Origin of the sequence: Acinetobacter sp. ACNIH1 (genome assembly GCF_002934695.1) — a bacterium.
In the GTDB taxonomy this organism is placed as follows: Bacteria; Pseudomonadota; Gammaproteobacteria; order Pseudomonadales; family Moraxellaceae; genus Acinetobacter; species Acinetobacter variabilis.
In genome coordinates, this window is the sequence record NZ_CP026420.1 from 2,650,105 (window position 1) to 2,670,252 (window position 20,148).

The 20,148-nt window shown below is 45.1% G+C and carries 13 protein-coding genes; 7 read left to right on the forward strand and 6 right to left on the reverse strand.

What is annotated here, in order from left to right; genetic code table 11:
• Positions 1-224 precede the first annotated feature (224 nt).
• The 4 genes from C3F22_RS12950 to C3F22_RS12970 all read left to right on the forward strand — a co-directional run bounded on the left by C3F22_RS12950 (position 225) and on the right by C3F22_RS12970 (position 2,537).
• A complete protein-coding gene (locus tag C3F22_RS12950; RefSeq protein ID WP_004781732.1) occupies positions 225-686 on the forward strand; it encodes a DUF2147 domain-containing protein in 462 nt (153 codons plus the stop codon).
• Between the two features lie 191 nt (positions 687-877).
• A complete protein-coding gene (locus C3F22_RS12955; protein WP_004781731.1) occupies positions 878-1,339 on the forward strand; it encodes a DUF2147 domain-containing protein in 462 nt (153 codons plus the stop codon).
• A 511-nt stretch (positions 1,340-1,850) separates the two neighbouring features.
• On the forward strand, positions 1,851-2,180 hold the full coding sequence (locus C3F22_RS12965) for a chaperone modulator CbpM (RefSeq protein ID WP_004781729.1): 330 nt from the start codon (positions 1,851-1,853) through the stop codon (positions 2,178-2,180).
• Between the two features lie 93 nt (positions 2,181-2,273).
• Positions 2,274-2,537 (forward strand): YdcH family protein, encoded by a 264-nt coding sequence (locus tag C3F22_RS12970; RefSeq protein WP_004781728.1) that lies wholly within the window; start codon positions 2,274-2,276, stop codon positions 2,535-2,537.
• 162 nt (positions 2,538-2,699) lie between these two features.
• Here C3F22_RS12970 and pnp read toward each other — a convergent pair whose 3' ends face one another.
• The 5 genes from pnp to C3F22_RS12995 form a co-directional block, all read right to left on the reverse strand.
• On the reverse strand, positions 2,700-4,787 hold the full coding sequence (pnp, locus tag C3F22_RS12975; protein WP_171064785.1) for a polyribonucleotide nucleotidyltransferase: 2,088 nt from the start codon (positions 4,785-4,787) through the stop codon (positions 2,700-2,702).
• Positions 4,788-5,036: 249 nt separating this feature from the next.
• A complete protein-coding gene (rpsO, locus tag C3F22_RS12980) occupies positions 5,037-5,306 on the reverse strand; it encodes a 30S ribosomal protein S15 (RefSeq protein WP_004637724.1) in 270 nt (89 codons plus the stop codon).
• Positions 5,307-6,200: 894 nt separating this feature from the next.
• Positions 6,201-7,973: an exodeoxyribonuclease V subunit alpha gene (gene recD, locus C3F22_RS12985; RefSeq protein ID WP_104426678.1), complete on the reverse strand. Its 1,773-nt coding sequence runs from the start codon at positions 7,971-7,973 to the stop codon at positions 6,201-6,203.
• A gap of 71 nt (positions 7,974-8,044) precedes the next feature.
• Positions 8,045-12,163 carry a UvrD-helicase domain-containing protein gene (locus C3F22_RS12990; RefSeq protein WP_104426679.1) on the reverse strand — a complete coding sequence of 1,373 codons (4,119 nt, stop codon included), beginning with the start codon at positions 12,161-12,163 and terminating at the stop codon, positions 8,045-8,047.
• Positions 12,163-15,879 carry an exodeoxyribonuclease V subunit gamma gene (locus C3F22_RS12995; RefSeq protein ID WP_104426680.1) on the reverse strand — a complete coding sequence of 1,239 codons (3,717 nt, stop codon included), beginning with the start codon at positions 15,877-15,879 and terminating at the stop codon, positions 12,163-12,165. The genes C3F22_RS12990 and C3F22_RS12995 overlap by 1 nt, the downstream gene beginning before the upstream one ends.
• Before the next feature lie 178 nt (positions 15,880-16,057).
• Between C3F22_RS12995 and C3F22_RS13000 the strand changes: the two genes are divergently transcribed.
• The gene (locus tag C3F22_RS13000; RefSeq protein WP_004781723.1) at positions 16,058-16,561 is read left to right on the forward strand and encodes a hypothetical protein; all 504 of its coding nucleotides are present in this window, start codon (positions 16,058-16,060) and stop codon (positions 16,559-16,561) included.
• Between the two features lie 48 nt (positions 16,562-16,609).
• Here C3F22_RS13000 and C3F22_RS13005 read toward each other — a convergent pair whose 3' ends face one another.
• Entirely contained in the window at positions 16,610-18,031 is a 1,422-nt protein-coding gene (locus C3F22_RS13005) for a phosphate--AMP phosphotransferase (protein WP_104426681.1), read from the reverse strand.
• Between the two features lie 206 nt (positions 18,032-18,237).
• On the opposite strand from C3F22_RS13005, the gene C3F22_RS13010 reads away from it, so the two are divergent.
• Both C3F22_RS13010 and ubiE read left to right on the forward strand, forming a co-directional pair.
• Entirely contained in the window at positions 18,238-18,942 is a 705-nt protein-coding gene (locus tag C3F22_RS13010; protein ID WP_104426682.1) for an FFLEELY motif protein, read from the forward strand.
• A gap of 260 nt (positions 18,943-19,202) precedes the next feature.
• Positions 19,203-20,147 carry a bifunctional demethylmenaquinone methyltransferase/2-methoxy-6-polyprenyl-1,4-benzoquinol methylase UbiE gene (ubiE, locus tag C3F22_RS13015; protein ID WP_004781720.1) on the forward strand — a complete coding sequence of 315 codons (945 nt, stop codon included), beginning with the start codon at positions 19,203-19,205 and terminating at the stop codon, positions 20,145-20,147.
• Position 20,148 lies beyond the last annotated feature (1 nt).

Consider the following 20,148-nt stretch of genomic DNA (forward strand, 5'->3'; position numbering starts at 1 on the left):
TTGGACAGCTTAAAATCATTATCTTTATTCCATTCCTTATCACGAAAATATTCCCCCCTCTCATTAGGATGAATGAACGTAATTTTTAACTCATATTCATTTTTCTTAATTTAATGTGATGATTGACTGGTATTTAGTGTATTTTTCACGTTATATTAATCCCATAATTTTTTTATGACTTTAAGAAATTAAATATATTTTCAATAACATGGGGTAATGTGGCAATGAGATTCAAACTGCTTTGTTCTATCATTCTTACAGCAGCAAGCACCATCAGTCTATCTGCTTTCGCCAACAGTGACCCATTACTTGGCCACTGGAAAACCATTGATGACCGTACCGGTTATTCCTTGGCAGATGTGGTAATTAGTAAGGATGCCCAGAACCGCTATATTGCCAAAATTGTGTATGTTCGTGAGATTCCTGGGGCAGCTCGACAGCAGACTTGCACTCTATGCAAAGGCGCATTGAAAGATCAGCCTCTCATTGGACTGACGATGCTCAAGGGATTGAGTAGTCATCCCGACCATAGCAATGAATTTATCAACGGCACTCTGCTCGACCCGGCTTCTGGTCAGCTTTATCAGGCCCGTGCCCGCCTGAAAAATAATGGCAGGCATCTCGCCATTCATAGCCGCGCTGAAGGTGCAACGGTCGGACGCAATATGACCTGGATTAAAAACTAGTTTCGAATTCAGACTATTAAGAAAAAAAGCTCCTAAGGAGCTTTTTTATTTTTATCTCATGTGATAATTCACATGTATTCATTAATTTTATGCCAATCTCATCACAATTTATACTATTGATTTTGTTACAATTTATAAATAAATTAGAGTAATAAGTCTAATATGAATAATCATTGATCAACAGGCATGTTATGAAGAAAATTTTAAGTCGCTTAATGATGGGGATCACATTGGCAACAGTAGCAGGTTTAAGCCTTGCTTCTGAAGATCCACTACTGGGGAAATGGAAGACTATCGATGATCAATCCGGTTATTCTCGTGCTGATGTCGAAATCCGCAAAAAACCAGATGGTAGCTATGAGGGAATTATCGTAGAAACCCGCAGCCTGCCAGGTGCAGAAAAACTGGGAATCTGTAGCAAATGTCCAGGACAGCTTAAGAATAAACCATTTATTGGCTTGCCATTTATCTGGGATTTTAAGGCAGACCCAAAAAAACCTCGCGAATTCCATGATGGCAAGGTACTTGATCCAATCAGCGGTAAAGTTTACAAAGGTAAAGCACGTTTAAGCGCTAATGGCAAACGCCTGACCCTGCGTGGTTATGTAGGCGTTTCGGTTATCGGACGCAGTGTTACCTGGATAAAATACTAATTTTTTTCAGTTTTCCATGCCCCTGTTTCAGGGGCTTTTTTAATGGTTATGATTTGAAACAATTAAGTACAAATAAAAACTGTTTCCCTTAGCCCAAACTCATAATAATGAATCGAAGACGGTTATTTTTTATTCACACAATGATCTATCTTCAGCTGCAATTCAATCTGCTACGGACTCTGGAACAGAGTATCCATGCAACATGTATTCCTCAATTGATAGGCATGGGTAAATGTGTGTTGCAAACAACGGATGGTTTGCAAATGACAGATAAAACTATAAAAACAGATGCCCGCCTAGATCTTTGTTTCCCTGCTCAGACTGAGCTGTTCAGGTTCAAGCAGGATTTCCATAGGATAAGAGTTCCTCTTCTAGGTAGGATGCTGGTTCAAATAGCATCCCATACCGTTAGGGCACAGCGCAGCGGCCATAAAATATTATGGCATTCCCCTACTTCAGGACGACCTTCCTTTCTGAATGTCTCAAGCCTGGCTGTTTAAGGAGTAGAGCTATGACTACAATTCAATATAGAGAAAACTTTTCCAACGGTTATATCCCCTCTGAAATCATGGATGATCGTACCTTTGATTTGTTCCACTTTTCTGAAGCATGTGGCCAAAGTCCGGAATGGGTGATGCAACTCATTGAACATGGAATTTTGCCGAACCGTTCTAAAACGCATCCTGGTACCTTCCTCGGGGAAGATATTACTCGAGCACAACGGGCTTACCGTTTGCAGCGTGATTTTGATGCTTCCTTTAGTGCCGTTGCCATGATGCTGGATCTCATTGATGAAGTGCAGGAATTACGTCGCGAGGTGAAACATCTGCATTTCAAGTAATGTCTTTTAATGTCCGGTCTGCTTGAGTTAAATCAATGCGGACTAGGGCATATTTTGCTTTTTTCTTTTATTTTTTGAGTGATAAATATCCCTATGAAAACCAAAGACTGCAATAAAAAGATCAAATATATGTTCCCAGAATACCGTGATTTAATTGTGCAATTACGTGAGGAAAATCCGTACTTTGCCCGACTGTTTGAGGAACATAGTGAATTGGACAAACAGATTAGCCAGCTTGAACTCGATCCAGTCAATCATATCAATGATGATATCGATGCGATTAAACGCAAAAAACTGAAATTAAAAGACGAGATTTATCGCATGTTAAAAAATTCTGAAGCCGATCCGCTTACCTGAATGAGAACAGCTTTCTCAACCAAGAGTGTTTCAATACAAGGCTTAATCATCCGTTTTACTTAAAATGTGATTATTAAATGATCTTGGCTCTTAAATAAAGAATCTGTCCAAATAAAAAAGCCCGCATGATGCGGGCTTTTTCAGACTTAAAAAGTCATCGAATTATGCTTGTTCGATGTCTTTCATTGTCAATTTAATACGACCACGGTTATCAACGTCAGCAACTTGTACTTTCACTTCCTGACCTTCTTTCAATACGTCAGCCACGTTGGCAATACGTTCGTTAGAGATTTGAGAAATGTGAAGCAGACCGTCAGTACCCGGCAGAATGTTCACGAACGCACCGAATTCAACGATACGAATCACTTTACCTGTGTAGATGGTACCTGGCTCAACTTCAGCAGTCAGCGCTTGGATTTTTGCAATCGCAGCTTGTGCAGCAGCTTTAGTTTCACCAAATACGCGTACTGTACCGTTATCTTCGATGTCAATCGCAGCTTTAGTTTCTTCAGTGATTTGACGAATCGTTGCACCACCTTTACCAATCACGTCACGGATCTTGTCAGGGTTGATGTTGATCACTTGGAAAGTTGGTGCGTGCATAGAAATTTCTGGACGAGCACGTGAAATCACTTGGTTCATTGCATTCAGGATGTGCATACGACCTGCATAAGCCTGGTTCAATGCAACTTCCATGATCTCTTCGGTAATACCTTCAATCTTGATGTCCATTTGTAGCGCAGTAATACCGTTAGCAGAACCCGCTACTTTAAAGTCCATATCACCAAGATGGTCTTCGTCACCCAGGATGTCAGAAAGAACTGCGAAACGTTCGCCTTCTTTCACCAGACCCATTGCAATACCCGCAACTGGTGCTTTAAGTGGAACACCGGCATCCATCAATGATAGAGAAGCACCACATACAGACGCCATTGAAGATGAACCATTAGATTCAGTGATGTCAGATACGATACGGATCACGTACGGGAAGCGGTCAGCTGCTGGAAGCACGGCTTGAACACCACGACGAGCTAGACGGCCGTGACCGATTTCACGACGTTTAGGACCAGATTCACGACCTGTTTCACCTACAGAGTATGCAGGGAAGTTGTAGTGAAGCATGAAGTTATCAGTTTTGGTACCAGCCAGGGTATCTACCATCAACGCATCACGAGTATTACCCAGAGTAGTAGTGACCAATGCCTGAGTTTCACCACGTGTGAATAATGCAGAACCATGAGCACGCTCTAATACGCCAACCTGTACATCAAGGGCACGAACAGTTTTAGTATCACGACCGTCAATACGTGGTTTACCAGACAGGATGTTGTCACGTACGGTACGGTATTTAAGATCTTCAAATAATTCGTTTACGTCATCAGCAAGACCAGTTTCGTCGCCTTCTGGAACGAACTGAGCTAGCGCTTCTGCTTGAAGTGCATCAAGTGCTGCATAACGGTCTTGTTTCACCGCAACGGTATATGCTTCAGAGATTTTCGCTTCGAATGCTTCTTTCAGTTTTGCACGAAGGTCTTCGTTTTTCTCAGGTGCAACCCAAGTTGATTCTTTCGCACCAGCTGCAGTCGCGAATTCTTTGATTGCTTGGATCGCGATTTGCATTTCATCATGACCGAACAATACTGCACCCAGCATTTGGTCTTCTGAAAGTTCTTTCGCTTCCGATTCAACCATCAGTACTGCAGATTCCGTACCTGCAACGACAAGATCAAGATCACTTTCTTTCAATTGTTCAAAGCTTGGGTTTAGAACGTATTCACCGTTGATCAGACCCACACGTGCCGCACCGATTGGACCACGGAATGGTGTACCTGCAATCGCAAGTGCTGCAGAAGTACCCAGCATTGCTGCAATGTCAGCTTCCATAGTCTTGTCAGAAGACACAACAGTCGCAGTCACCTGGATTTCGTTATAGTAACCTTCTGGGAACAATGGACGAATTGGACGGTCGATCAGACGTGAAATCAGCGTTTCAGCTTCAGATGCACGGCCTTCACGTTTACCGTAACCACCAGGAATACGGCCAGCTGCGTATTGTTTTTCTTGATAATTAACAGTCAGCGGGAAAAAGTCTTGACCTGCTTTAGCAGTGGGTTGAGCAACAACAGCAACTAATACAGTTACGCCGCCCATGGTAATCAATACGGTATTGGCTTGACGCGCAACACGACCTGTTTCTAGGACAACCTGATGTTGGCCAAATTGGAATTCTTTACGAACAATATTAAACATCGACATGTTTTATTTTTTCCTGATTTTATTCTAGTGGAGACCCCTAAGGTTTGGCATTCACATCCAAATGGACGGGTAAATGACAAAGCTTAGAAGCCGACCTCACCAGAAATAAACACTATTTTTAAACACAAAGAAGGAGCGAACATTCGCCCCTTCCCCTGATCTAGCCAAAGGCTAAACCGACTTTAGTTTTCAGTAATAAAGCACAAGGCATGCAATAAACCCGAAAATAAAGTTTAAATCGAATTAACGACGTAAACCTAAAGCACCGATCAATGCAACATAACGACCGTGGTCTTTACCATTTAGGTAGTCAAGAAGCTTACGACGTTGGTTAACCATACGGATCAGACCGCGACGGCTATGGTGGTCGTGTTTGTGCTCTTTGAAGTGACCTTGTAAGTCATTGATTTGAGCAGTTAAAAGAGCTACTTGAACTTCTGGTGAACCAGTGTCGTTTTCAGCGCGAGCAAATTTAGCAATGATCTCTGCGCGATCTGCGTTTGTTAAAGCCATTCGATTTCTCCGAGATGCTTATATATCTTGATAAAAATCAAAGTAATGAGAATTCAATACATTGACTGCCGTGCATCACTACAGCAAGTTGCATATTTTAAGGGAAATTGCGTCAGATTGCAAAAATAGATCATGAATTTTGATGGTATTGGCTGCCAAGCTGCCTTGGCTTATTTACTGATATGAATAAATTCCATATGGTTCAATTTACACATAATTTCAGGAATTGGACTTGATCTGGCTTATGAGTAGCTGTTTAGATAACTGCAGAAATTAACTGATCTTTTTATATTTAAAATATTTCTGATCGCGCTTAGAAATAAATGATAAAAAAAAGCCCGAGTAAACTCGGGCTTTTTCGCGCTGTAGTTTCTTCTATTATCATTTTTTATTTATTGTTTTTTTAGTGCGTTTTACGCTTTATTATTTTCAAATCTTCCTGACTAAAAATAACTTCCTTGTGTGGTAGATTTTGCCATATTGTCGAAATGCTCATAGAGGCATTTATCCTCACTCGCTGTAAGCCATTGCGTACAAAATTATCATCGAAATTTGCAAAATGTTACACTTATATATCTTTTAATTACGCTATTTACTTAAATTTACTTATTCTGCCAATTTTATCGTTCTATAAGATTACGGCAAAATTCCATTAACGGCAGATATAAAAAAGCCTTGTAGTCTCTCCCAAAACTACAAGGCTTAGCGGCTGTAAGTTTCCTCTTTCACTTACTTCACTGTAAGTTCGCTGTCTGGTGACATTCTTGTTCTTATTATGCGATTTATACCCAACTTTCCGTGTTGAGTTCTTTTGTGTGACCAATCTTCTCAAAAACCGATTAAAAGCTCCATGCGCCAATTTCCTGAATCCATGTAAGCATTTACCTACAAAAGTTATTTATTTTTTGCCAATACATTGTTACATTGTTCAAGTATTTTTTCGCTTAAACCACTTATTCGTGTGGTTCTTACACATAGCGCTTGTGTAAACGCATCACGATCTACCAGCAAGCTCACGACTTTTTTAGCTCGAGTAATCGCTGTATAAATCAGTTCCTTACTCAGTAAATTTTTGGCTTGTTGATCAAGTACTACAGCCGTATGAGTAAATTCTGAACCTTGCGATTTATGAATCGTCAAAGCAAAAGCTGTTTCTATACTTTTTGGCAGGCGTGTCGCCAGCACCCATTTTTCCAGACTCGGGAAATATACTTCAAATTGTGATTGTCCTTCTTGTTCTCTCCAGAAACAGATTCCAATATCACCATTGGACAGACCCAGCTGATAATCGTTATAAGTCATCATCACTGGTCGGCCGGTATACCAGTCGCCCTGTTTTAACTTGCCTACACTGGCCAGAAAACGCTGTTCAATCTGCTGATTGATTTTATTCAAACCCAGATCACCATGCCGGATTGCGGTGAGAATCCGGTAATGATCAAAGTGCTGAATTGCCTGCTGCACATATTGCTCGAAATCAGTCTGATCCTGAGCCTGTTTGATCGCGTCCGCATAAGCCTGATAGCCATACATCAGTTGATCATAATATGGGTCTAATTGGAGACCTGTAGTTGGGTTTATTTCTGGCAGATATTGCAGTTGCAGCTGGTCAATCTCTACCTGGTCCAGTGCAATTACTTGCAGCTCACTCGCAGCAACCACTTGCTGTTCAAACTGGTTTAAAACTGATGCTGGAACATGCTCCTGCTGGATAAAGTGTGCCATCGCACCAATTCGGGCGCCTGAGGCAAAACGGCGCGTCGTGATTAAATTGACCCAGTTATCTGCCAGAACAGAAGTCTGCTGCAAGTCTGCCAGTACAGTGCCGACATCCACCGAGGCCAGTTGGTCTGCATCGCCTAACAGAATTAAGCGGGCTGAATCTGGCACTGCAGCAAGGAGCATCTGTGACAGGCTTAAGTCCAGCATGGATGCTTCATCGACCACGATCACATCATAAGGCAAAGGCTGCTTGGCATGAAACCGGGGGCGTCCCAACCGCCCCAAGCCCAGTAAGCGGTGCAAAGTAACAGGTTGAACCTGCTTTAAAGTCTCCAGCTCAAAAGCTTGTAATTTTTCACTATGTAAAGCTTTCTGCAAGGCTTCCTGCATCCGCTGCGCCGCTTTACCCGTCGGAGCGGCCATCGCAATCCGGATATTGGGTAAGGCTTCATGCAGTACCGCAATCATATGTGCCAAGGTATAGGTTTTACCTGTTCCTGGCCCACCAGTAATAATATTCAGTCCCTGCTTAGCGACCATTTCCAGCGCTTGCTTTTGCTGTGGATCTGTCAGGAGGTTATGATCACGCTCACTTAAATTTACTGGCGTGATGGCTTGTGACTTGATCCGGGCGATCTGGGTGGCGACCGCCTGCTCCAGCTGCCAGTAGCGGTATAAATACAATTGCTGGTTTTCAAAAATAAAGGGTGCAATACCCTGAGCCTGCTGACTCCGATCCAGCACCAGATGATGCAATAGAGCTGTTTGCTCGGCACTGGCCGGAATACAACTATTGCCCTCCTGCATCGCCTCAAGGAGCTGCTGAATCAGCAATTTTGCGGCAGCATCAAAAGTCGCCGAACTGAATGGTGGCTGACATAGATAGTCAATCCAGGCCATTAAATGGGCTGATTGCTGAGACACGTGAATTTGCTCATTTTCCACACAGTTATCCTCAAAGTTATCCACAGGATAATCTTCTGTTTAAACTCTTAAAATTTTATAAATCATCAAAATTATGCTGATTTTTTCTGCTCAAAATAGCCCAGAATTTCATCCAGTTTTAGAATAAATTCCAGACTAGACTGCCAGTGATAAGCGCCTTGTTCAGCCTGACCATTCATACCGCGCAGATACAGATAAGTCGCTCCACCTAGATGCTGCTGCATGTCATATCCCTGCATGTTCACGCTTAGATAACGATGCAGTGCCACCAGATATAATGCCGCTTGCAGCCAGTAACTGGAGTGAGTCATATTCTGCTGGATGGCTTCGGCCGTGTAATGCTGCTGATCCGGCCCGAGAAAATTGCTTTTATAATCGGCAATATGATAGCGCTGGCCATCAAAATAAACCAAATCGATAGACCCGGTCAGATAGCGTGCTGATTTTGCCTCATTAAAATCAGGCATGAGAATATCATGCTCGGCAAACAGTTGCTGGATCTGACGAATCTGTAACGGCGCATCGGTTAAAGACAGATAAAACGGGAATTCAGACAAATAAGTACCTTGCTGCAACTGCTCCAGGCTGAACTCTGCCTGTAGGGGTGCAGCCAGAATTTCTTTGAGCCAGTCATGAACCCGATTGAGCAGAAGATCTTCAATCATCTCATCAATGAAATGATCGAATGCCTGCTGAAAAACGGTTTCTACATCCAGTTGTGCTGCTGTCTCAGCAGGCGTCATCTGCGCCATTTCCTGTTCGAAAAACTGGATAAAAGGCTCATCATCAAGTTCTGTAACATAGCGTTGAAACTGCCCTAAGAAGTTCAACCATTCAGAGTGATCGAATGTTTGAGCGGAACGGAAAAACTGCTGCCATTCCTGACGATAAGCTTCACTCTGATCATGCAGGCGAATTCCGGTCAGGATTTTATAATTCAGGCTGGAGAGTACTTTTTGCATACTCTGCTGCAATTTCTCCGGCTGCATTTGACCTTGACGGGCCACCTGACTGAACAGGGTCTGTAAATTCACACAGGCCGTCTGATAGCCCGGAGTAAATGCTTGCTGTAACAATGGACGAACATGAAAGGCCTGATGAAATTTCTCTTTCAGTTCTTGCCAGATTTGTGGTGCCGTATTTTTAAAACGGCGACGGATTTCCAGATTCCAGTAACTGCGATCCTGAAAATCGATATGCTCAAAAATACTGTGCAGGAAAGTTCCCGCCACCGTGCCTTTTGGAAAATTTAGCTTGATCCAGTCCAGTGGTTGACTGGCTACCTGCTGTTCTAGTTCCAGCAGATTCATTTCATCTGCGGCACTGTCTGGACGTTCAGAAGCGATGACCAGATCATCCTGCAATATTGCCTGATGCGGGAGATGCTTTGACAGTGCAGTAAAACTGGTTTTGGTCCGCGGATAGAACTGTCGCTCCGGTAAAGGATGAGCCTGCATCTGTAACGGTGCTTCTGTCTGTTTTGCCACAATTCTAGGCGGCTCAGAAGCCAGAGGTGGTTCAAGCAGACTTAAGGCATGCTGAAAGACCGCCTCACCTTGTCCACGCCAGAACGCCAGACCTGAATCCGCTTGTCCGCTCTGATCTTGCAGCATGGCATAAACCCGGTGACTGGCCCGGGTCAGTGCCACATACCAAAGCCGGTGATTTTCTGCGGCATTCCGAGCCGCATTTTGCAAAATCGCCTGCTCATGCAAGTCCTTATGGTTAACCGCAATCACCCGGGATTGTTCCAGTACATTTTCCGCGGCTGACAGGGAAAAGTTCAGATTCCCCTTATTTACATCAAAAGGTGCATCGGCACCCAACAGGAACACCACTTTGAATTCTAGGCCTTTGGAAGCATGGATGGTTAAGAGCTGTACCCCATGATCGCCAGAGAGTTTGCGTTCTTTTTCGTTGTCCTTGCCTGAAGGTGATTGCAACTGACGCAGATACCAGTGATACAGCTTTTGAGCACCCTGATAATATTCGCTTTGCTGGCACAGAATTTCGGTCAGGTGACGTAAATTTACTACTACCCGTTCATTGTCCAGACTCTGGCCTGCAACCAGATTGGTCCAGACCTGAAACAGGTTTAAGGCATAATTCCAGGCCGTCAGAAACCCTTTTTCAAACCATATTTCCCGGATGGCGTCAAAGTCGGCAATATAGCGGCTCAGACCTTCGCTCTGCTCTTGCAGTTCAATTAGCTTTTTCAGGTTAAAACCCAATAAACGGGTCAATAAGGCACGTTTGACTTTGGCCTCGTTAAAAGGCTCCATGATCGCGGTCAGAACAGCTGCAACATCCTGAGCCACTGGGCTGGCAAAGACGCTCTGCTTGGATTCCTTATAACAGGGAATCCCCATGCGTTGCAGACGCTGCTTGACCTGTTCCAGCGTATAATGACCAAAACTGAGGACTGCAATATCATCCGCTTTTAAGTGCTGAACGTTGTCACCTTGCTGAAAATATAGCTGCTGCTGTTCAGACTGATTTAATAACTGGCGAATTTTCCAGACCACCTGATCGGCTTCAACGTCCTGCTCACTGAGCTGAATCCAGCGTAGTGGATACGGATTACTCAGCGTTTTATCGATTAAATCCGGATGTGGCCGGCTTCCCGCCTGAATCAGGGTGTAATGCACCTGTTCACCAAAATCCATCTGGCGTTGAAACAGCGCGTCCACCACCTCGACCAGAGGCTTTACCGAGCGATGGTTCTGGATCAGAGTGTATTCACGGCCCTGCTTTTGCCGCACGTCGGCACGCGCCTTGTTATAGGTCAGCATGTCGCCGCCACGGAAACCGTAAATCGCCTGCTTCGGGTCCCCGACCATGATCATACAGCCGGCTTTGACCCGATTCGGATCACGCCAGATTTTAGCCAGCAGATCATCCTGATCCTGATTAGTATCCTGAAACTCATCCACCAGAATCAGTGGATAACGCGCCTGTACAAACTGGGCAAAACGCTGACCTTGCTGTCCCTGTAAAGCTTCAGCAAGAGTACGGATTTGTTGAGAAAATGTGGTTTCGCCCTGTTTTTGCAAGGTTTGCGGCAGACGGTTCTGCACACTGCGAATAATATGATATTCAAGATAGGTGGTCAGCTGCTTCAGCTGGGCATCCATCTTCTCTTTGACTTCGCACAATCCATCAATGGCTTGAATCAGATTATTATGTAGAATCTGCTGCTGCTCTGCTTCCGGACAGCTTTTGTTAAACACTTGTGTCGTCGGCTGAAAATCGGTTTTTTTACGACGCAAATAACATAGGTTCAATAAGATCGCATGCAGTTCTGGATCAAAAAAGCTCATCACACCTTTAGTTTTCAGTGCCGCCATCCAGGTCATAAAGTTTTCACAAACGTCACTTAATCTGGTGAAAAAACTCTTATGAAAATACTTCGGAGAATTCTGGCAATACTCCCGAATGATCTCAATTTCATGTTCATGTACATCGAACAGGCGTTGGATGCAGTGCTCTAGTTCAGCCAGATCCCATTCGACTTTTTCTACCTTCTGAAAGTATTGCACACGGAAATTTAGAGCATCACGGACCAGCCCGGTATAGTGCTCCACTGGTTTTAACAGGTTTTGCAGATACAGATGATTGACCATATATTGCGGCTGCTGCTGGATCCATTCCCGCAGTACATCATGAATCAGCTGCTGGATATACAGGTCCTGATCTTCAGTCAGTTCAGCCCGTTCAATCCTGCCGCTTTCAAAAGCAAATTCACGCAATAATTTTTGACTAAAGCTGTCTAGTGTTCCAACAAACAGCTCATCCAACTGGTTCAGAACCAGACGTAAACGGCGCCGGGCGTAATCCATGCGTGAGCCATAATCTTTCAACACCTGCTGGAACAGCGGATCCGATTCAGCCTGGATTTTGGCGGTGATTTCGACTGAATTCAGCTCCTGATGACGCTGAATGAAGGCCAACGTTTCCTCGACTCTGAGACGTACCCGGTTTTTCAGTTCAGCTGTAGCCTTACGGGTAAAGGTAGTGGCAATGACCTGATGCGGATAATACTGATCCAGAAAAATCCGTACCATCAAACTGGATAAGGTATAAGTTTTACCAGTCCCCGCTGAGGCTTCAATCCAGTGCAGGCCGCTAAAGCGCATGTCCTGAATCGGATTGGTTGAAATCTTTTTGTTCTGGTTGGGTAACATGGTCATTATTCTTTTATCCATTCCAGATATTCATGAATCGGTGCATATAACGCATGGGCAAAGTCATGGCAGCAGCGTTGCAAGGCCAGATCCGGGTCCTGATCCTGCAAAATAAACTGCCAGTCCTGATGTAGCTGACTAGATTCATCTGAGGTCAATGGCTTGGCTTCTTTAGGGTGGTAACTATTATTCCAAGCCTTTAGCAGTTCCTGCATCTCGGCAATGGTGATCTGCCCCTGTTCATTTTCGGTCCATTCCCAGGCCTTTTTCATCAGCAATTCGGCTGGTAATACCAGCGGCTGGGTCTGTCCGACTTCCCAAGCGTTCAACCAAGCCTGTAAATGATGACGTGCCTGACTAGAACGCAGTCCAGAAAATTTCAGGGTTTTATTACTAAAAATGACAATCCGCTCCAGCTGTGGCGACAACTCGTCATTATTCAGATAGGCCAGCCAGAGCAGATATTCCAGCCAGACCTGTGCCCGACGTTTCTCTGAAGCCGAAGAAGACTGCATGCTGAGCCAGTAACTGCTGTGCGGCACTTGTGGCAAGGTAATATGGATCAGCAGCTCAGGATTATATTGCCAGGTTTGCTGCGTTACAGGTGTCAGTTCTTTATTTAGTTGCAATAAACGTTCTTTCAGCGATTGCTGTTCCTGCTGACTGCTGAGCCAAGTCGCTTCCTGAGTTTTTCCGACCGGCAAGCGGTCCAGCATCAGCTGTGGCTCAATCTTTTGATCCTGTTGCAGCAGAAAATCCCGAACCTGATACTGTTCCAGTTTATTCAGCAATAAGGGTTCTCGTGAACTTGGCAGATCGGCATATCTCACACTGGAAATACCGACACTTTTCAGGAATAGGCGTGCCGGGAAAATCATGTCACGAATCCACTCATCCCCTTTGAGCACCCGGATTTCTTTCTGCATCAGTGCCGGATAATGGGCATTGATCCAGCTGCTGCGCTTGCCCTCTGCACTGCGAATATATTCTGCTACAGCAAACCACTGAGTCTGATAACGTGGAGTATGAGATTCCACATAACCGATCGGGTCAAAAGGCTGTAATGAATGCACATGATAGAGCTGACGGATATGCTTGGCCACGCTCAAACCATTGAGCTCAACCGTTTCATCGACTTCAGCATCGGGCTGGTCTGAGTGACAAATCAAGGCAATATGCTGGATCAGTTCTTGCAATGAAGTGGATGGATCACGTGCTTCTCCGTCATCAACATCAAAACCATTATAGAATAGCCATAAATTGTCCTGCGCCAGTAGCAATGCATCCAGAAAAGCGCCTTGGTCATCATCCAGACGGGAACGATCCCCTAGTTGCGGCTTCAAACTGTTCATCAGGTCAAATGGCACCTGCTGATTCCGGCTCGGGAATTTACCGGTATCCAGATTCAGCATCACCACCAGCTTATACGGCAACGGACGGATCTGACCGATTTGACTAAAGGTAATTTGTCCGGTCGGCTCGGCCTGATCCAGTTGCATCTCCAGCGTATTCTGAATTTCTTCCAGTACATAAGGCAATGGCAGACTTAAGGCGACCAGCTCCTGGCTGGCCTGCGGATCATCCTGATCATGGTAATCGGCCAACGTCAGCATCCGCATCTGCTTGTCAATGATTTCTGCGACCGTCTTTAAGGACTCAACCCCGGCTTCACGGAACTCATTCAAGTCTTCACGCAGATATTCCAGCCAAGTTTTTACCGGGGTACGTTGTCCCTGTTCATGCAAAATCAGCCAGTCACGGCGCTGAACCAGATCCTGATAAATCTGGATCAGAGTCGAAATGAGAGGAAAATCACTACTAAAGACCTGAGCATAGCTTAAGGTGTCCTGAAACAGAGCATGTTCTGGCACTGCAAGTCCGAGTGCCAGCCGATCCAGCGCAAACTTAAAACTGAAGCGGTAGTCTTCATCACCGGCAGTCAGGCTTTGCTGTAAATGCTGCTGATCCAGACCGCGTTTAAAGCCCGCTTCACCCAGTAACTGCAACATGCGCTCAACTTGGGTATAGTCCAGTGCATAAAGTTGCTGGGTGGCATTCAGGCTGAGCCAGTCGGCAAAATCTTCAATACTGAAACGTCGATGCACCAGCTGAATCCGGCCCAGTACCGCACGCCAGGCATTACTGACATCGAGTCGGGACACCCCGGCAATCTGGATTGGCAGATACAGGCTGTCTTTTTGCAAACGCTGGCTATGGCCTTCCCGTTCTCGTGGGGGTGGTGCAAAGATACTCCGAATCGCCGGCTCCAGCTCTTTCAAGTTCGGGGCCAGCACCAGAATATCGCTCGGCTGACGTGGGGCATCTTCGGTACCTTGAGCCAGCCAGTGAATCATCTGTTCTTTTAAAACTTCCAGCTGGCGCAGTGAAGAATGGCAGACATGAATCTGCACCGAATCATCGTCGGGTTTGAGCGGATACTGGTATTTTTCCGGTTCCAGCAGGTACAGAATATCCGACTGGATTTTGGCCAGCAATTTGTCTTGATACTCATCCACGAAAGCATCCGCCCAGAGACCTTCTTCACCCGAAGATAGTTTGGACAATAACGAGAAATGATCACGCGCCTGCTTGCCAAAGCGGGTCAGCAAGGGATGCCGCGATTCCCGGTCTTCGGCATTAAAGTTCAGCTGAAAGGCAGCAAAGAAATGCTGGATTTCGGTATCAGTCGGCAAACGTCCCTGAGATTTTTCAAATTTCTTGATGAAACGTTCCTGCACGCCAAGGTCATAACGTGCTTTCCAGTCCGGATCGACACTATCGGCCCAGTATTCCTGTGATGGGTTAAAGTGGAAAATATAAATATCGATGTATTGACCGAGACGGCGCAAGAAATCCAGTTGACTCGGTGGCAATTCTAGCAAGGTAAATACCACGACCTGTTGTGGCAAACGTTTTAAAGCCTGTGCCTGAGTATCTTCATTTTCCAGACGTTCCCAGTACATCTGTTCGATGTCCAGAATCTTGGCATAATCATCCTGAAAGACATGCTGCCACAGCCAACGCTGCCAGGCTTCCAGTTCGCGTGCCTGAATCTTGACGAAGTCTGCCACCGGAATTTCATAGCCATTTTCATCTTTAGGAATATAGATCATCTGCTCAAGATCGAGCGCGATATCCTGCCCCCAAGACGTTAGCCAGTTGGTGGGACAACGGCATTCTTGTGGCGGGCAATTCCGCGCGCAATAACCACGATAATCCATATAATGGCTAAACAGGCGCGAGACCTGTTCGGATACCCAATACAGCATGCTCTGTTTTTTCAGCTGCTTTTCTGTGCCCTGCTCCAGGCGATCTGCACTGTCATAAATCCGTTTGATAATCGAATACAGCGGATGATCGATCTCTAATGGAATCTGCTCAGGCAAAATACATTTACGTAGTGCCTGAAATACCCGCCATTTAATAATAATTCTGGGAATATTGGCTTCACGAACCTGTTCGACTTCTTTGGGATTATTCAGCACCCACTGATAGGAGGTCCATTGAAAGGCACGGATCCGGTGATGAAACTGGGTATTGGCGCTGATACCTTTTTTCTCGGCAATTTTTTGAGTGAGCCAGGCCTCGACTGCAGGAGACGGCACAATAAAATGCCGCGGCTGTAACACGGCCAAGGGATTTTTTGCGCTCTGGTTGACGATACGCAGCATACTATCCAAAAGCACATCAATGCGTTGACTCTGAATAACATGAATTGCCATCGTTTCCCCTGAAAAATGAGATGGAGCAGTACTACAAAATGATAAAGATTATTTACTATACTTACCGAACTGTCTATGTCACTTTAAAACTCATACTTCAGTCAAAAAAGTTCTTTGAAAAAAGCATCTTATTGATGTTTTAACAGAAAAAAACAACATCTAGCTTTAGGTAATGCCCATGAAATTAGACAAAATTCCAGATCGTATCGATCCAAGTTTAGATTTAGACAGAATTCGCAACGAGTGCTTAGAGCTAACCAAAAAACGTGCCTACTATTCTGCCGGAGCAGCCGTGATTCCGGTGCCATTTCTGGACGTGGTCATTGATGTCGGCATTCTGTCGCAACTGATCCCGGAGATCAATGCCCGCTTTGGTTTGGCCCCTGAACAGATCAGTGTGTTTGATCCTGCAACCAAACAGGTGCACTGGAATGAACTGCGTAAACGCGGAATCGAGTTTTCCGGCCTGGTGGTGGCACGTACAGCAGTCAAAAAATCTTTGAACAATGTTGCAGCGAAAGTGATCACAAAGCAAGTCACAAAATTCATTCCACTCGGTGGTCAACTGGTAGCTGCGAGCCTCGGTTATTTTGTCATGAAAAAAATTGCTGAAGCACATGTTGAAGATTGCTATCGTACTGCAAAAAATATTCAGCAAAAACAGATTGCTCAAAGCAAATAAATTTCCCGCCTCATTTTTTATCCCCAAACTTTTCAAAACTCAGGCAGATTAATCTGCCTGAAGCTGCTTTAAAATTGTTTTTAAAATTTCAACCCGAGCGGTGTTTTTATCATCAGTGGCGATAATGTGCCATGGCGCCTGTTCTGTCGATGTACGTTCAAACATGTCAGCTGCCGCTTTTAAATAATCATCCCAACGTTCCCGGTTACGCCAGTCTTCATCGGTGATTTTAAAACGCTTATGCGGGGTGTCTTCACGCGCCTTGAAACGAGCGGCCTGCTCTTCCTGGGAAATCGCCAGCCAGAATTTAATAATCACGGTTTGATGATTAATCAGGCTCTGTTCAAATCGGTTAATTTCATCATAGGCCCGTTGCCATTCTGCCGGACTGGCAAAGCCTTCTACCCGTTCTACCAGCACCCGTCCATACCAGGAGCGGTCAAAAATACAGATATCATCATCGGTCTGCAGCTTGTTCCAGAAACGCCATAAATAAGGACGATTCAGTTCATATTTTTCCGGCGCCCCGATGGTCTGGATTTCATATTCACGGGGATCCAGCTTTTTCACAATCCGCTTGATCGCTCCGCCCTTGCCTGCTGCATCCATCCCTTCAAACAGCAAAATCACATTACGTGGACCTGAGCGCAGCGCCTTGGCCACCTGAGGAGACAGTTTTTTCAGTTCCGCCTTATATTCCTCTGTCTTGGCAAGCTCTTGCGAAGGATGCTGCAATAATTCTGGAATTTTGGCCTGTTTCCATCGTCCCTTGGCCCGAACCGGATGATTGGGACAATGTTTTAGCGCCTGCAAAATATGCTGCGCAAACTGCTGGTCACGCTGTTTTTCATCTTCCCCATCAATGATCAGCCAGTCTTCGTCTTTAGTAAACCGCTCTCGCAAACGCTGCACGGTGTCGTACTTTTTTTTGTCGCGCCAGTCCAGGCCATGCAGTTTGTGCCATTGCATTTCACTCGGATCAATCTGATCCAGGCGTTTTTGTAATGTTTTCCAAGGCAAGTCGAACCAGACCTTGATCACATCAACATAGTTATTTTTTAGATCCTGCTCAAAGACACGCATATCTTCCAGATAGACATTAAACTGGGCATCATCAATGGCACCAGTCTGCATGGTGGTTCTGAGCAGATCACTGTACCAGTTGCCAAATAGCACCATAATCTGGCCTTGGGCAGGAATAAACCGTGTATAGGGTTGCCAGAAGGTCTGTTTTTCTCCTAATACTTGCGGCTGATCGGCCTTCACCTGCAAATAACGAGGATCTACCCATTCACGTAACTGTTTGACTGCTTCGCCCTTACCTGCCAGCTCAATTCCATTGACCAGAACAATCAGGCTTTTGCCATTTTTCTGACCTTGGGTTTTTCTCAGATCATACTGGGCATTGATCAGCGCAAGGGATAGCTCGTCTTCATCCATTAACTGGAAAATTTGATCTTCTGTATGCATGGAGACCCCTCATCTTTTATTCTTGTGGACAGTATAGCGAGGAGTCTGAACGCAAAAATAGCGTTAGCAACGTTTTTCACACGATTAGATTGTCTGTTTAAACAGCAAATTGACATTCAAATAAGGAATCATTGATCAATTTGTCATAGCGAGATTGCTCCACACCCTCTAAGATTCTGAGATCGAAAAATCATATTTGAAAATACATGTCCAAACTTGCCCGATTAGATGAACTCTTAGAACAGTATTATCAGCTGAAGTATCACACTCAGCCTGAAATTTTAAGCCGTTTACAGGATGTGCAGGCATGGCAAAAGGCACGGATGCAGCGTAGCCATCATCAGCATTTTTCTGAAAAAAATAACCAGCTGATGGCCGAATATTTCCTGAACCGGCTCTACGGTGGCCCGGACTTTGACGCACTGGCCGAGCAGATTGCCCGACTGATGAAATATGCGCATAAAGCAGAAAAAATGATTCCGGAAAATGCCCTGAAAACCGGAACCTCAGGCGTCGAGCTGGCGATTCTGGCGGTACAACTGGATGAACAGGTCGCAATCCAGCTTTTAGAGGATTATCCTGCCAACGCACCACTGACCGATGAAATGATGCGTGTGACCTATCTAAAACTGGATCAGGGGGAAGCACGCTTGAAACAGCTGGCATTGCTGGATCAGCTGGGTGTCAGCCTGGATAAATATATGCGTTCCTTTGTGGTTTATACGGCATTCAAGATGTGTAAAGGTGCAGCCAATAAATATCATTTTCAGGTGATGTATGAGTTTATGCAGGACGGTTTCCAGGCCATGAAACCCTTAAAATCGGCAGAAAAATTCGTGCATGACTTTACTGCGATTGAACGCGGTATTATTGATAAGGTGCATTCAGGCGATCCAACACCATTCCAATAATACACTCCTTTCCCATCCATGATGAGGAAGGCTTGCGGTCCTGCCTGATCCTGATATTTTCGGGTTTGTATGGCAGGACATTGCCAGTGATAAATCATATGAATTATTCGATCACTGGCGGTGAAGATTTCCGCCCATATTCCTATTTTTCTGTATATTATTCATAACAATTGCATCATGATTGCTGAATAACATCCAAGAATCTGTCATTATGCAGGCAATGCAAGATTAACCCGATTGATATGTTAGGAGTGACTCCAATGTCGAATGAAAATCAAACGCCTACCCCTACACCCGAGTCGGCACAACAGACAGACAAAATGAGCCCATTCTTAACCACTCCGCTTCCGCAAGGCGCTCCACAAGGTCAGCAACAATCTCTAGAACAACGCCTGACCGATACGCCTGTGACTGGAACTGTCCCTAAATATAACCTGCCACGCGGTGCCAATACCGGTAACGTCGGTCCAACTACACACTTCGGCTACAAGACCGTGAGCAGTGATGAAAAAGCCCAGAAAGTGGCTGAAGTATTCCATTCGGTAGCCAGCAAATACGACATCATGAATGACCTGATGTCATTCGGTATTCACCGTCTATGGAAACGTTTTGCGATTAATATGTCAGGCGTGCGCCGTGGCCAGCATGTGCTGGATATTGCGGGCGGTACAGGTGACCTGGCCAAAGTATTTAGCCGTGAAGTGGGCCCTACCGGTCATGTGGTGCTGTCTGATATTAACGAATCCATGCTGAATGTTGGCCGTGACCGTCTGATTGATGCCGGCTGTACCAATGTTGATTTCGTTCTGGCGAATGCAGAAACTCTAGAGCCATTTGCCGACAACAGCTTTGACCTGGTAACGATTTCTTTTGGTCTGCGTAACGTGACCGATAAAGATGCAGCACTGGCAGCCATGTATCGCGTGCTTAAGCCAGGCGGTCGTTTACTGATTCTGGAATTCTCTAAACCAGTTTTTGAGCCATTCTCAAAACTGTATGACCTATATTCATTCACCGCTTTGCCAATCATGGGTAAAATCGTGGCGAATGACTCGGAAAGCTATAAATACCTGGCTGAATCAATCCGTATGCATCCAGACCAACGTACTTTAAAAGGCATGATGGAAAATGCTGGCTTCCAGAACTGTGATTACCACAATCTGACCGGCGGTATCGTTGCCGTTCACCGTGGCTTCAAGCTTTAAG